The 13,294-nt window shown below is 74.8% G+C and carries 17 protein-coding genes; 11 read left to right on the top strand and 6 right to left on the bottom strand.

All coding sequences use genetic code 11. The features are described from left to right. Positions 1 to 127 precede the first annotated feature (127 nt). Positions 128 to 1,312: a TIGR03364 family FAD-dependent oxidoreductase gene (locus DEI92_RS07735; protein ID WP_258370123.1), complete on the bottom strand. Its 1,185-nt coding sequence runs from the start codon at positions 1,310 to 1,312 to the stop codon at positions 128 to 130. Positions 1,313 to 1,454: 142 nt separating this feature from the next. On the opposite strand from DEI92_RS07735, the gene DEI92_RS07730 reads away from it, so the two are divergent. From DEI92_RS07730 to DEI92_RS16850, 9 genes are all read left to right on the top strand, one after another. Beyond that, positions 1,455 to 2,159 (top strand): phosphonatase-like hydrolase, encoded by a 705-nt coding sequence (locus DEI92_RS07730; protein ID WP_258370122.1) that lies wholly within the window; start codon positions 1,455 to 1,457, stop codon positions 2,157 to 2,159. A gap of 46 nt (positions 2,160 to 2,205) precedes the next feature. Continuing rightward, positions 2,206 to 2,466, top strand: coding sequence for a ribbon-helix-helix protein, CopG family (locus DEI92_RS07725; protein WP_111013053.1), 261 nt, complete (start codon positions 2,206 to 2,208; stop codon positions 2,464 to 2,466). Beyond that, complete coding sequence (locus DEI92_RS07720; RefSeq protein ID WP_111013052.1) at positions 2,466 to 2,705, top strand: toxin; 240 nt, start codon at positions 2,466 to 2,468, stop codon at positions 2,703 to 2,705. Before DEI92_RS07725 ends, DEI92_RS07720 begins: the two co-directional genes overlap by 1 nt. Before the next feature lie 149 nt (positions 2,706 to 2,854). Beyond that, positions 2,855 to 3,295 carry an Asp23/Gls24 family envelope stress response protein gene (locus tag DEI92_RS07715; RefSeq protein WP_111010698.1) on the top strand — a complete coding sequence of 147 codons (441 nt, stop codon included), beginning with the start codon at positions 2,855 to 2,857 and terminating at the stop codon, positions 3,293 to 3,295. Between the two features lie 2 nt (positions 3,296 to 3,297). Continuing rightward, on the top strand, positions 3,298 to 3,489 hold the full coding sequence (locus tag DEI92_RS07710) for a hypothetical protein (RefSeq protein ID WP_111010714.1): 192 nt from the start codon (positions 3,298 to 3,300) through the stop codon (positions 3,487 to 3,489). Beyond that, the gene (locus DEI92_RS07705; RefSeq protein WP_111013051.1) at positions 3,486 to 3,875 is read left to right on the top strand and encodes a hypothetical protein; all 390 of its coding nucleotides are present in this window, start codon (positions 3,486 to 3,488) and stop codon (positions 3,873 to 3,875) included. The genes DEI92_RS07710 and DEI92_RS07705 overlap by 4 nt, the downstream gene beginning before the upstream one ends. After that, the gene (locus DEI92_RS07700; RefSeq protein ID WP_111013050.1) at positions 3,872 to 4,450 is read left to right on the top strand and encodes a DUF6286 domain-containing protein; all 579 of its coding nucleotides are present in this window, start codon (positions 3,872 to 3,874) and stop codon (positions 4,448 to 4,450) included. The genes DEI92_RS07705 and DEI92_RS07700 overlap by 4 nt, the downstream gene beginning before the upstream one ends. Then, complete coding sequence (locus DEI92_RS07695) at positions 4,447 to 5,073, top strand: hypothetical protein (protein WP_111013049.1); 627 nt, start codon at positions 4,447 to 4,449, stop codon at positions 5,071 to 5,073. The genes DEI92_RS07700 and DEI92_RS07695 overlap by 4 nt, the downstream gene beginning before the upstream one ends. 19 nt (positions 5,074 to 5,092) lie before the next feature. Beyond that, a complete protein-coding gene (locus tag DEI92_RS16850; protein WP_258370121.1) occupies positions 5,093 to 5,224 on the top strand; it encodes a hypothetical protein in 132 nt (43 codons plus the stop codon). A gap of 21 nt (positions 5,225 to 5,245) precedes the next feature. Here DEI92_RS16850 and DEI92_RS07690 read toward each other — a convergent pair whose 3' ends face one another. From DEI92_RS07690 to DEI92_RS07680, 3 genes are read right to left on the bottom strand one after another with little or no spacing between them, the layout of a single operon-like run. Then, positions 5,246 to 5,560, bottom strand: a complete 315-nt coding sequence (locus DEI92_RS07690) for a hypothetical protein (RefSeq protein WP_111013048.1) — start codon at positions 5,558 to 5,560, stop codon at positions 5,246 to 5,248. Next, complete coding sequence (locus tag DEI92_RS07685) at positions 5,557 to 6,180, bottom strand: hypothetical protein (RefSeq protein WP_146249130.1); 624 nt, start codon at positions 6,178 to 6,180, stop codon at positions 5,557 to 5,559. Before DEI92_RS07685 ends, DEI92_RS07690 begins: the two co-directional genes overlap by 4 nt. After that, positions 6,177 to 6,761 (bottom strand): RNA polymerase sigma factor, encoded by a 585-nt coding sequence (locus DEI92_RS07680; protein WP_111013046.1) that lies wholly within the window; start codon positions 6,759 to 6,761, stop codon positions 6,177 to 6,179. The genes DEI92_RS07685 and DEI92_RS07680 overlap by 4 nt, the downstream gene beginning before the upstream one ends. A gap of 130 nt (positions 6,762 to 6,891) precedes the next feature. Here DEI92_RS07680 and DEI92_RS07675 point away from each other — a divergent pair, with 130 nt between their 5' ends. After that, positions 6,892 to 7,653: a histidine phosphatase family protein gene (locus tag DEI92_RS07675; protein WP_111013045.1), complete on the top strand. Its 762-nt coding sequence runs from the start codon at positions 6,892 to 6,894 to the stop codon at positions 7,651 to 7,653. Next, positions 7,640 to 8,521 carry an NAD(P)H-hydrate dehydratase gene (locus DEI92_RS07670; RefSeq protein ID WP_111013044.1) on the top strand — a complete coding sequence of 294 codons (882 nt, stop codon included), beginning with the start codon at positions 7,640 to 7,642 and terminating at the stop codon, positions 8,519 to 8,521. Before DEI92_RS07675 ends, DEI92_RS07670 begins: the two co-directional genes overlap by 14 nt. On the opposite strand, the gene DEI92_RS07665 is transcribed toward DEI92_RS07670, so the two are convergent. Both DEI92_RS07665 and DEI92_RS07660 read right to left on the bottom strand, forming a co-directional pair. Beyond that, complete coding sequence (locus DEI92_RS07665; protein ID WP_111013043.1) at positions 8,481 to 9,728, bottom strand: PqqD family protein; 1,248 nt, start codon at positions 9,726 to 9,728, stop codon at positions 8,481 to 8,483. The two genes, DEI92_RS07670 and DEI92_RS07665, sit on opposite strands and share 41 nt — an antisense overlap. Next, positions 9,725 to 13,195, bottom strand: coding sequence for an acyltransferase family protein (locus DEI92_RS07660; protein ID WP_181434751.1), 3,471 nt, complete (start codon positions 13,193 to 13,195; stop codon positions 9,725 to 9,727). The genes DEI92_RS07665 and DEI92_RS07660 overlap by 4 nt, the downstream gene beginning before the upstream one ends. Positions 13,196 to 13,294 lie beyond the last annotated feature (99 nt).

The raw sequence follows: 13,294 nt of genomic DNA, 5'->3' as shown, positions 1-13,294 counted from the left end.
GTGTGGGAGTCGGAACGTGGGGTACCGGCCGCTGGACGAACGTCATCGTGACCCGGGGCGGTGACGCACTCGTGCCCCGTCCGTGAACGGATGGGGAACAGCGCGTGCGTGTCGGGGACCGCGGCCGTCAGACGGGCGCGGGAAGCGCCTCCAGGCCGGCCCACGTGCGGGCCGCGAGCCCGTGCGAGATCGTCATGCCCACGCCACTCGTCACGCTGACGACCGTGAGCCCGGGCGCGGGGTGGGCGACGAGGTACGGCTCGGGCGCGTGCGCGTAGACGCCCATCCAGCGCTGCCGCACCCGGAACCCTCCGACCCCGAGCAGCGTCGCGACGTCCTGGAGCAGGGTGTCGCTGACGCCCTCGTCGAGGAACGGGTCGAGCGTGACGTCGTACCGGTGACTGTCCCCGACGACCAGGCTGCCGTCCGGCCGCTGCGTCAGCATGACGTTCGCGTCCATGGCGACGAGGTCCGGTCGATCGCGGGTGATCTCCTGCCGGAGCACGGTCGCCGCGGCGGTCTCGGCGAACGCCGGGTAGCGGAGCATGCTCGTGCCGGTGAGCACGGCCGGGGTGATCGACAGCCCGGTGGGCGGTTCCACGAGTGCCATCTGCAGGCCGCAGCGACGGATCCCGTGCTGCTCGGCGAGGTCCGGGTACAGCTGGTCGACGTCGTGCCCCACGCAGACGATCGTGCGGTCCGCCCGGACCGTGCCGCGCGAGGTGCGGACGAGGCCGTCCTCCCATCCGAGGTAGGCGGTGCCCCACCGGAACGTGACACCGCGCGACGCGAGCAGTGCGGCGAGCCCCGCGACGGCAGCGCGCGGGTCGACGCGGACGTCGTCACGGAGGAACGCCCCGCCGACGATCGTCGGGTCGCCGACCCCACCGATCCGGTCGACGGTCTCCGGAGCGGCGAGGAGCCGGACCTGACCCGGCTCGCGCGACGCGGCCAGCTCCTCCAGGACCGCGAGTTCGGCCCGGCTCCGCGCGACGGCCACCGCGCCGGATGCGACCGCGGGGAAGCGGCCGTCGTGGGCGTGCCGGAGCCACCGCTCACGGGCGGCGAGCGCCAGCTCGAGCATGTCGCCCGACTGCGCCGTCACGCACGCGTGCCCGAAGTTGCGGACCGAGGCGCCGGTGGCCCGGTGGTCGCGCTCCACGACGAGCACCCGGAGCCCCCGGTCGACGGCCTCGGCGGCGTGCGCGAGGCCGATGACCCCGGCCCCGACGACCACCACGTCGTACCGGTCGGGCCGGCCGCCCGAGGCGGTGGAGGCGGTGTCGTGCAGGTCGGGCGTCGTCGTGTCCACGGCCCGATCCTGTCCGCGAGCGCCCGCATCGCAGGACCGTCCGCGGCGGCGTTCACCGACGGTTCATCCCGGCCCCGTCGCGTTCGACTGCCGTTCACGGGCGCGACGACGCCGCGTCGCACCGCTCCCCTACGCTCTGCCCGTGATCAGCGCAGTGGTGTTCGACATGGCCGGGACGACGATCGACGACCGGGGCGCGGTGTACCGAGCCCTGCGATCCGCCGTGGAGGATGCCGGCGCGCCCGTCGCGGACGCCGACCTGCAACGGTGGATGGGCACCGACAAGGAGGAGGCGATCACGGCCCTCCTCGAGCTCGGGGGCGTGCAGCCGACGCCGTCGATCGTGTCCGCGACCTTCCGCGCCTTCCGCGCGACCCTCGACGACCTGTACCGCGCCGACCCGCCCGTCCCGATGGCCGGCGTCGAGGCCGCGCTGGCGGACCTCCGGGCGCGGGGCGTCCGGGTCGCGCTCACCACGGGGTTCGACGAACCCGTCGTGGGGTCGCTCCTCACCTCGCTCGGCTGGACCGTCGGCCGGGGCCCCGCACACACCGTCGACGCGGTCGTGACGACGTCCGACGTCCGGGCCGGCCGCCCTGCGCCGTACATGATCCACCACGCCATGGAGCTGCTCGGCGTGGAGGACGTGCGCCAGGTCCTGGCCGCCGGCGACACCGTCGTCGACGTCCGCGCTGCGCGGAACGCAGGCGTGGTCGCCGTCGGCGTGTGCACCGGAGCCCTGTCCCGCGCGGAGCTCGAGGCCGAACCCCACGACCACGTGCTCGACGGCGTCGCGGACGTGCCCGCGCTGCTCGCCGGCCGGGAGGCCGCGGTCGGCGTGGCCTGAACACCCCGGTCCCGCGGACGGAGGAATTCCGTAATACGATGACGCCATGTCGAACGAGACGGTGGACGGCGTTCCGGTCACGGATGCGATGGTCGAGGCATGGGCGACCGAGGCGGAAGCCGGGTACCCGCTGGAACAGCTCCGCCGCCGCGGGCGTCGACCGGTGGGCGACGGGCCGGGCACGGTCGTGCCAGTGCGGATGGACGCGGCACTCCTCCAGGCGTTGACCCAGCGAGCCGAGCACGATCACCTGAGCCGTTCGGAGGTCATCCGCGCCGCCGTCCACGCCTGGATCGACGCCGCCTAGTGGATGTCCACCGCTCCGCGGGGAAGCACGGCATCGATGCGACGGACGCCGTCCATGCGGCGGAGCGGTACGTCTATGCGGCACCGCTCGATGACGAGAGCCCTGCCCGCGAGTTCCGCCTGGGTTTCGACGCCGCCGCGCGACTCCTGGAGATCGTGGTGTTGCGATTCGACAGCGGCAACGAGCTGATCATCCACGCCATGCCAGCGCGGTCCCAATACCTGGACCTGGTGGACTGAAGCCGGACGGTCGGCGGGATCGAGCGACGTCCCCCGATCCGTGAGCGATCTCCCAGCCCTCCGGACGTGACGATCGGCCCGGTCGACACGACTCCCCTGCAGCACCACGGAGTGCGGGTCCGTCCGGACCCACGACAGGGAGGAACACCATGGCCACCACTGCGAGCGCCACCACACCCGCCACGGCCGCGACGGCCACCACGCTGAGCTCGACCGGCACCGGCACGGTCGGCGGCAAGACCGACATCGACAACGCGGTCGTCGCGAAGATCGCCGGCATCGCGGCCCGTGAGGTCCCGGGCGTCTTCGCGCTCGGCGGCGGCGCGGCCCGTGCCATCGGCGCGATCCGCGGCCTGGCGAACAACACCGACCTCAGCCAGGGCATCAGCGTCCAGGTCGGCGAGACCCAGGTCGCGGCCGACGTCGTCATCGTCGCGGAGTACCCGACCGACCTGCAGGCCGTCGCCGACGGTGTCCGCACCGCCGTGGCCGGGGCCATCGAGGACTACGTCGGGCTCCAGGTCACCGAGGTGAACGTCAAGGTCACCGACGTGCACATCCCGACGGCCGACGACGAGCAGCAGGCGTGACGATGACCGCAACGCGTTTCGGCATCCTCGTCGCGGCGACACTCGCGATCGTGTGGATCTGGGCCGGGTTCTGGCCCTTCATCGGTGTCGCTGCGGCGATGGCCATCGGTGCCGTCGTCGGGCGGATCACCGAGGGCAAGCTCGACGTCCGTGCCCTGAGCGACGCCGTCCGCGGGAAGCGGTCGTCCTCGTGACGACCGCCACCGCCACGGCCGCGGCGGGTCGGACCTCGACCGGGGTCCGACCCGGCCGCACCGACACACCGGGACGGACCCGGGTCACCGCGCGTGCCCTGTCCCGGGTCGTCGCCGCGCTGACGGCGGAGGAGCTCGACGTGGACGCCGACCACGTCCACGTGGACCTCGAGGACCGAGAGGGCGACCTCGCCGCGATCCTGCGGACGCCGATCGGCGTCCGCGGGCTCGACGCCGACGACGACGCCCCGAGCCTCGTCGAGCGCTGCTCCGCCGCGCAGCGCACGCTGCGCGACCGTGTCCCCGCGCTGACCGGCCGGCACCTCGCGCAGGTCACGCTCCATCTGACGGGCGCGGTCATCCGCGCAGAACGGCGGGTCCGATGAGCACCGACCACCTGCTCCGACGGGTCGCCCGCCGCGAGACGCACTCGTCCAAGGCCGTCCCCGCCGTCGTCACCGCCGTGCTGGTCATCCTGGCCTGCGCGTACGCCGGCACGGAGGTCGTCCTGGCGATGCTCGGGATGCGGCCGTTGCTCGCCGCCCCGGGTGACATGGGCGCCGCCCTCGTCGCCGCGAGCACGGTGGCCGCCGCCTGGCTGATCGTCGGCGGCGTGGTGGTGGCCCTCATCGGGGTCCTCCTCGTCGTCGTCGCGCTCCGGGCCTCCCGGCGTCCGCGACGCACGCTCCACTCCGACCGAACCGTCGTGGTCGTCGACGACCGCGTGATCGCCTCGGCGCTCGCGCGTCGCGCCGCCGACGCCGCGGGCGTCGACCCCGACGCGACCCTCGTCACCGTCGGGCGCCGGACCGCCGAGGTCCGACTCACGCCCACCAGCGGTCTGCCGGTCGACCGGGAGGCCGTGGTCACCGCCGTCGACGACGAGATCGCCCGCTCCGACGCGCGTCCGCCCCTCCGGTCGCGCACCACCATCGAACGCACCGGGAAGGTGGGCGCATGAACGCCACGAACCGCGCGGCCAACCGGCTGTTCCTCCTCGTCGTCGGCATCGTGCTCGTCGCGCTCGGGCTCGTCGGGATCCTGCTCGGCGCGGTCCCGGCCGTCACGCACGCCTGGAGCGGCGACGCACCCGGGGCCCGGCGGGGCCTGGACCAGGCGTTCGCCGCGACGACGATCCCCGGCACCCGCGCCGACTGGATCGGGATCGCGGTGCTCGTCGCCCTCGCAGTGGTCGTCGCGCTGCTCGTCGTGTTCATCGTCCGTCAGGGCGGCGGCCACACCTCGGTGCTGCTCGAGACCCGCGGCGAGGCGGTGGCATCCGGGCAGGAGGGCGACCGGATCGTCATCGACACCGCGGTCGCTCGCGACCTGCTCGGCGACGCGCTGTCCGGACGCCCGGAACTCGTCACGAGTAGCGTCACCACGTACCGGGTCCGACGCACTCCGGTGCTCCGGATCGCGGCGACGTGCCGGCGCGGGGTCGCCCCGACCGACGCGCAGGCCGTCATCGAGTCGGCACTCCGTCGGCTCGACCGCGCGGTCGGCCACGAGGTCCCCGCGCTCATCGAACTCACCGGCGGCTTCCGCGCACGCATGGCCGCCGCGACCACACGGGTCGACTGACCCGAGGAACGAGGCCCCCGTGTTCGCATTGCTCCGGTACCTGCCGGTCATCGTCGGGATCGTCCGCCACGCGCGGCGCGACCCCCAGGTCCAGCGCGCGCTGGCGAAGGCGAAGCAGCGCCGCGCTGCGGCGTCCCGACGCCGCCGCTGACCCGCCCTGTGGGTCGTCCGTTCACCCGATCCGGCCGACCCGCACGACGATCACGGGAACCGCGAGGCCGACCTGCGTCAGATGCTCCATGACCGCGTCGTGGACCGCGTGGACGACCTCGACGGTCGGCCGGATCCCGTCGACGGCGATCGTCATGGTCACTCCGTCGCGGCTGACCTCGACCAGTGCGTCCGTGGCCCCCGCGCCCACCAGTCGACGTGCACCGGCCGCCGCCGCACGGACGACGCCGCGACGGTAGACCTGCTCGACGCCGGGCACCGCACCCACCAGGGTCGCGAGTTCGGCTTCGAGGTCCGGTCGCCCGCTGCCGGTCATCGGTCCGCCTCCTGGCCGTCCCGAGGGACGTGGACGTCGCGCACGACGACGTCGATCCCGGCCACCCGCAGTTCGGTGTGCGCGGCGAGTTCCCGGGCGACCGCCCGGCGCAGGTCCGTCACGGCCGTGGGGACCGATCGCCCCCAGACGAGCGACGCGGTGATGCTGATCGACACCGGGGCGTCGAGTTCGGTGACGTCGCCCACGAGGGAGCACCGCCCGACGACCAGTCCGTCCACGCCGTCGCCCGCGCGACGGACGAGCGCACGGATCGCACCCTCGGTGAGCGCAGCGTGTTCGGTGGGTGCCGTGGGCGCGAGCGGCACGTCACGGCCGGCCTGGGCCTCCGTCGTGATGGCCGCGATCACGTTCCCGACCCACGAGTCGTCCCGGTCGGACGCGACCCGTCCCTCCTCCTCGAGGAGCGCGGTCGACACCGCGCGGAGCCGCGCGATCGCCGCGAGCGCGTTCTGGCACGCAGGCGAGTCGTCGATGGCCGGATCCGGCGGCTCCATGCCGCGGTCGAGGTAGTCGACGAGCTCGTCGACGCTGTGGCCGTCGAGCTGGTCCGGCGCGAGCGCCAGGACGGCGGGGTCGTCGGGCGACGCTGCATCGGTCATCGCCACGCCTCCATCCGGCTCATCATGGTCCTCCGTGCCCGCGAGAGTAGCCCTCGGACGGTCGACACCGGGACGCCCAGGTCCTCCGCGATCTCCTCGTACGACTCGCCCACGACCTCCTTGAGGAGCCAGCACCGCTGCTGCCGTTCCGGCAGGTCAACGAGCACCGCGGCCATCGCCTCGGTCGCCGACCGCGCCTCGACGATCCGGTGGGGGGTCGCGTGCTCCTCGGCCGCGACGTCGTCGTCGAGCTCGCCGTGCGGTCGGGAGGCCCGGTGCCGGTCCGCCGCGCGGCGCGCCACGACCCGGAGCAACCACGCACGGATCGCGGACGGGTCCGTCATCGTGGGCAGCTGCCGCCAGGCGGCCACGAAGGCGTCCTGCACGACGTCGTCCACCTCGTCCGTCCGGCCGAGCGCGCGGAACGCGACCGCCCGGAGGAGTGGACCGTGCCGACGGACCAGGACCTCGAACGCGCGGACGTCCCCGTCGCCCGCACGTTCGGCGAGGAGTCCGTCGTCGACGTCCTCGAGGACCACCGGGCGGGTCACGGGTGCGACGGGAGCGGGGGTGTCTGTCATGCACACCCGCTTCCGGTGGTGAGGGGGACGACGGACCGGTGCCGCGCCTCCCGGCCGATGCTGCCACCCGTCCGGCGGGTTGTCCGGGCGCCGGGAACCCCGGCGGACGTCGCGGCCTACGGTGGGACGCATGGACGTCACGGAGCTCTGGTTGGTACGCCACGGCGAGTCGACGGCGAACGTCGCGGCGGCGGAGGCCGAGCGGGCCGGGCAGGACCGCATCGTCGTGGACCACCGGGACGCCGACGTGCCGCTCAGCCCGCTCGGCGAGCGGCAGGCACGGGCGCTCGGGGCGGGGCTGACCGACCGGCAGGTCGACAGCGTTCCGTTCGCCGTCTGGGTGTCGTCGTACCACCGCGCGCAGGAGACGATCCGGATCGCCCTCGACACCGCCGAGGTGCCCGCGGTCCTGCAGGTGGACGAACGACTCCGCGACCGCGAGCTCGGCGTGCTCGACCTGCTCACGAGCACCGGCGTGCGCCATCTGTTCCCGGACGAGGCGGAGCGGCGACGCTGGCTCGGCAAGTACTACCACCGGCCCGCGGGCGGCGAGTCCTGGGTGGACGTGATGCTCCGACTCCGCTCCGTCCTGCACGACGTCGACGCGCAGCACGACGTGCAGCGCCTCGTCCTGGCCGCCCACGACGCGGTCGTCATGCTCACGGTCGCGATCTGCACGGGGATGGACGAGGCCGCCCTCCTCGACTTCGCCCGGACCCACACCGTCGCGAACGCGTCGCTCACGCGCCTGACCCGAGACCGCGTCGGCGCCCCCTGGCGGCTCGAGGAGTTCTCGGCGGTCGGTCACCTCGACGACCTGGACACGCCCGTCACCGAGCACGAGGGCTCGATCCCCAACCGCGGAAGCGAGGACGCCCATGCCGGCCGCTGACCGTTCATCGAAGGTCGTCACCCCGAACGTCCTGCGCGAGTGGCCGCTACCCGAGCCGGGCGGGTCGAAGTACGGCCGCGGCCAGGTGGTCGTCGTCGGCGGGGCCGCGCGCACGCCCGGCGCCGCCATGCTCTCCGCGCTCGCCGCGCTCCGCGTCGGGGCCGGGAGACTCACCCTCGCCATCGCGGAGTCGGTCGCGCCCCACGTCGCCGTCGCCATCCCGGAGTCCGGGGTGGTCCCGCTCGTCGAGGACGACGACGGCCACGTGCGCGGCGACGCGCTCGACGGTGCGGGCGACGACCTGTCCGCCGCGGACGCCGTGCTGCTCGGGCCGGGACTCGACGAGCCGGACGGGACCCGGGAACTCGTGCGGCGCCTCCCGGGCCTGGTCGGTGACGACACGGTGGTCGTGCTCGACGCGTTCGCGCTCGGGGTCGCCCCGTCGGTCGCCGAGGACCTCGCGCCGCTCCGGGGGCGGCTCGTCATGACCCCGAACACATCGGAGGCCGGGCGCCTCCTCGGCCGCGACGTCGACAAGGACGACCTGGCCTCCGACCTCGCCGAGATCGCCGACCGGTTCGGCGCCGTCGTCTCCTGCCAGAGCGTCGTCGCCGAACCGGGAGGCACGACCTGGGCCATGGGGACCGGCACCGGAGGTCTCGGCACGAGCGGGAGCGGGGACGTGCTGTCCGGCGCGATCGCGGGGCTCGCGGCACGCGGGGCCACCCCCGTCCAGGCGGCCGTCTGGGCGACCCACGTGCACGCGGCGGCCGGGGACCGACTCGCCGTGCAGGTCGGTCCGATGGGCTACCTGGCGAGCGAACTCGTCACGGAGCTGCCGCGGGTGCTCGTGGAGCACGGGGCGTAGCCGGACCGGTCTCCACGAGCCCGGACGCCCGGAGTTCCTCGACGACCCGGGCGACGAGGAGCGACGGGTCCGCGCCCTCGGGGGTGCCGAACCGTTCGACCGCGTGCCGCACCAGCGCGTCCAGGGACCGGGGCCGGGCGAGCGCGGTCCACACCGCGGCACCGACGGCCTGCAGGACGTGGAGTCGGTCCGCGTGCAGGACGAGCACGTCGTCCCCGTCGCCGACCCAGTCCGTGACGGCGGCGCGGCGGACGGACGCCCCGGGATCGGCGAGTCCGGACGACGACGCCTCGGTGACCGCACGGACCGCCCCGAGCGTGGCCGCCGGACGCCCCGACACGCCGGCGAGGACGCCACCGACGACCGGCGCGAGGTCCCGGGCCTCCGCGTACCGGAGCACCCGCAGGCCGCCGGTCGCGTCGACGAGGCGCCGGAGCCGCGCCAGCGGACGTCCGCGGCGGGACAGGTAGCTGATCTGCCCGAAGAGCGGCTCGACGACCTCGGTGACGCGCACGGGTTCGAGCAGCGCCGACGGCAGGGACGGATCGCGATCGAGCAGCAGCACGGCGGCGAGCCAGGGCGCCGGTCCCGCCGACCGGACGAGACCGGCGACGTCCGGCCCGACCTGCGCCTTCGGCGATCCGGCCCGCACCACCGACAACGGCTTGGGGTACGGCACCACCGTCCCGTCGTCCTGCACGCCGAGCGTCTCGTCCGTGACGTACGCGAAGGTGCGCCCGAGTACCTGCGCGGCCGTCGTCTTGCCGCTGCCGGAGCGTCCGACGAGCGCCACCGTCGCGCCGGTCACGGGATCACACACCGCGGCGGCGTGCAGCAGCAGGAGGTCCGCGGCACGGGCGTCGATCGCGTGCAGGGTGAGCGCCCGCGCCAGCCGGTCACGGAGCGTGTCCACGTCCGCGGCCCGGACGACGATCGATCCGGGCCCGTCCGGGGCCCCGGAGATGCCGTCCGGGACCGCGGCGGCACCGGGGGCGGGCGCCGGTGCCGCGAGCACGGCGTGCACCGTCGTCGACGTCGCCGACGCGCGGTGCGGGGTCCGGCACCAGGACCAGTCCGCGAGGACGCGGTCGCGGCCGTCCTCGTCGAGTCCGTGCAGGCGGAGCGCCACCCGGGCGCCGAGGACGTCGAGGACGATCGGCTCGTCGACGGTCGCGACGCTGAGCGCCCCGAGGGTGGGCCCGGTCACCGCCGGTCTCCCGCCCCGGCGAGCGCGCGGTACGCGGACAGCACGGGGCCGAACACCTGCTCGGGTCGGGCGGCGGTGTCGAGATGTCGGGCCGCCGCCGCGAGGGTGCGGTGGATCTCGGCTGGGTCGTCGATCGCGGCGAGCACCCGGTGGGCGACGGTCTCGTCATCGGCGTCGTCGGGCACCACGACCGCGCGGCCGTCGTCGAGGACCCCGGGGGACCCGACCGCGGCGGTCGCGACCACGGGCCGACGGCGGGCGAAGGCCTCGAGCACGACGAGCGGCAGGCCCTCCCAAGCCGAGGTCATGAGGAGCACGTCGGATGCGTCCAGGGCCGCCGTGACGTCGTCGACGGCACCGGGGAACGCGACCGGCGCGCCGAGCACCTGCGCCAGCCACACCACGTCGTCGCGGAGCGGACCGGTGCCGAGCCACGTCGCCCGGACCGGACGGTGCCGGGCCAGGGCCGCGACCACCCGGACGAAGCGGCGGGGGTCCTTCTGCTCGGTGAGGCGACCGACGCCGAGGACCCGGAGCGGGGCGTGGACGTCCCAGGGACGCACCGGCGCGTCCACCAGCGCGGAGGGCACGTTGCCGACGAACGTGACGCGGTCCGCCGGCGTGCCGAGGTCGAGCACCATCCGGCGGACCTGCTCGCTGACGGCGAAGACCCGTTCGCTCCGGAACGAGAGGTGCCGCATCCGTGCGCGAGGCAGGCAGGTGTGCGCGTGCTCGACCACGTGCGCGCCGGTGCCGGCCACCGCGATCCGCGCGAGGAGCGCGCCCCGGCGTTGGTGCGCGTGCACGACGTCCGGTCGGACGGACGCCACCGCGCGGCGGATGCCGAGCAGTTCGGCGAGCGGGCCGGCGCCCGTCACGACGTGGACGTCGGCGCTCGGCGGAACGCGGTCGACCAGGGGCCCCGGACGGCCGACGAAGGCGCTCTCGACGCCGCGCCGTCCCGTCCAGGCGGCCAGGTCGAGGGCGACGCGCTGCGCGCCGCCCGCGGTGAAGGCGTCGAGGACGTGGAGCACGCGGAGCCGCCGGTGCGCGTCCGGGCCGTGGTGTGCGCCGGGGTCGGCGCTGAGGTCGGCGCCGGGGTCGGCGCCGCGCGGAAGCAGCCGGTGGGGAGCCGTGCCGGTGGTGGTCATGGCGGGACGGTACGACCGACGGAGTGCGCCACCGCGGCCGGACCGGACGTCGGTCGCCCGCGGGTCCCTGGCGTTCACCCCGGGCGTCGCGTTCCCGGGCTCCGCATCCCGCGTGTCGTCACCCGGGGCAGGCGTGGACGCTCCGGCGGTCGTGGCCGACGGTGAGGGCGACGACGACGCGGGGGTCTCGAGGACGCCCGCGTGCTCGAGCGCAGCGCGGATGACGGGTGTGAGGTGTTCGACGTACGCCGCGGTGGGGTGCGCCTGGTCCTTCTTGACGAGCAGGTTCCCGACGAACGCCGGGCATGCGCCGTCGTCGTCGCAGAACCACGGGCGCGTGTCGACGAACGACCCGTGCAGCGCCTTCATCAGGACGATCTGGTCCGAGGCCATGGACAACCAGGAGGATGCCGACACCGAGCTCACGCAGGCGCTCGGGCCGGCGAAGTTGCTGTAGCAGTCCTCGATGTCCTTGTCGGGCGGCGGCGGGGCGAGCACGACGACGTGGTCCGCAGCGGGGAGGATCTGCTCCAACTCCGCGCGGAACGCCTCGTTCCAGGCGGCCGCGCTCGTCGTCGAGCCCGTGCTGCGGTCGGCTCCGCGGACGACCGTGTTCGCGACGACGACGAGGTCCGGCTCGGTGTCCCGGACGACCTGGACCTCCTTCGCCCGTCGGTCGGCGCAGATTGCGGTCTGCTTCGCGACGTTGCCGACCTCGCGGTCGATGAACGGGCAGGCGTACATCGACGTGATCCGGAGCGACCAGTCCCCCGTCCCGAGGATCGCGGCGAGCGCCGGGACGTAGGCCTGGGCGATGGAGTCCCCCACGAGCACGGCGTGGTGCGGCGCAGCGGGGTCGCCGAACGTGCAGTCGGCGGCCGGGAGCCAAGCGGCCGAGCCGCAGCGCGCCGTGTTGCCGGGCAGGGTCTCGTCGGCGGCACGGGCCACCGAGGGCGTCAGGTCGGCCGGCCAGGACCGGGCCCGCAGTGCGGCGGTGATCGCGCGGCTGAGCGCGGCCTGCGCACCGGACGACCCGCCGGACGCGGTGCCGGACGATCCGCCGTCGGCCGCAGCCGTGCCCGCACCATCCGTGCGGACGTCGACCGCACCCTGGGCGCCGTTCAGGGTCACGGCGCTGAGCACCACGGCACCGGTGATCGCGATCGCCGTCGCCGACCAGACGAGCCGGGAGGGCCGCCGCCGTCGCCGGGACGCCGCCCGGTCGGCGAGCCACGCGCTCCGGAGCACCGGCCGCTCGACCAGGTGGTACCCGAGCACCGACATCACCGCGGTGAGCGCGAGCACGCCCGCGACCCACCGGACGTCCGGCCGGTCCTCGCCGAGCACGAACAGCAGGTACGGCCCGAACACGACGACGACGGGGAAGTGCCAGAGGTAGATCGAGTACGACAGGTCGCCGAGGGACCCGGACACCCGATCGGTGAGCGGTGCCCACCGCCGACGGTCCCGCCCGATCCCGGCGGCGAGGACCGCGACGGCACCGAGCACGGGCAGGACGGCGCCGGGCATCGGGAATCCCCGGTCCGCGTCGGTGAGGGCGAGCGCGATCGCGATCGCGGCGAGTCCGGCCCACGCCAGGACGTGCCGGACGGCCGTCGGCAGGTGCTCGAGTGCGGGCGCGACGACCGCGAGACCCGCCCCGAGGAGCAGCTCCCACGCCCGGGAGGGCGTCGAGAAGTAGGCGACCGTGGGGGACGCTGCCGTCTCGTACGCCGACCAGGCGACCGACGCGGCGCCGAGCACCGCGACCGCCACGGCCGCCGGCACCGCGGTCCGACCGGTGCGGACGCCCGGTCGCCGACGCGCGGCGAGGGTCAGCACGCCGAGGAGCACCCACGGCCACACGAGGTAGAACTGCTCCTCGACCGACAGGGACCAGAAGTGCTGGAGCGGCGAGGTCGGCCCGTCTGCCTGGAAGTAGTCGGTCCCCGTGGCGGCGAAGTGCCAGTTCGCGACGAGGACGGCCGCCGCGAGTGCGTCCCACCGCACCGCGTCCCACCGTGCCGGACCGAGGACCAGGGCCGTCGCGGCGGCGGTCACGGCGAGCACGAGGACCGCCGCCGGCAGGATGCGCCGGATGCGGTGTCGGGTGAAGCCGACGATCGAGATCGTCCCGGTCCGCCCGTGCTCACGCAGGAGCAACCCGGTGATGAGGAACCCGCTGATCACGAAGAAGACGTCGACCCCGACGAAGCCGCCGCGCGGTGCGTGGAGCGTGTGGTCCGCCACGACGGCGAGCACCGCGACCGCCCGGAGTCCCTGGACGTCGCGTCGCTTCCCTGGTCGATCCGTCACCGCGTCCCCGTCCCTCGTCCCGGGCGACCCCGCTGCCGGTCGCACCCCGCCGATGATCGGTCCCCGCGCCCGGCCCGAGGGGCACGGCCACGGCCGCCC

Source organism: Curtobacterium sp. MCBD17_034, from assembly GCF_003234515.1.
GTDB lineage: Bacteria > Actinomycetota > Actinomycetes > Actinomycetales > Microbacteriaceae > Curtobacterium.
This window is presented reverse-complemented; position numbering and strand designations above follow the sequence as displayed.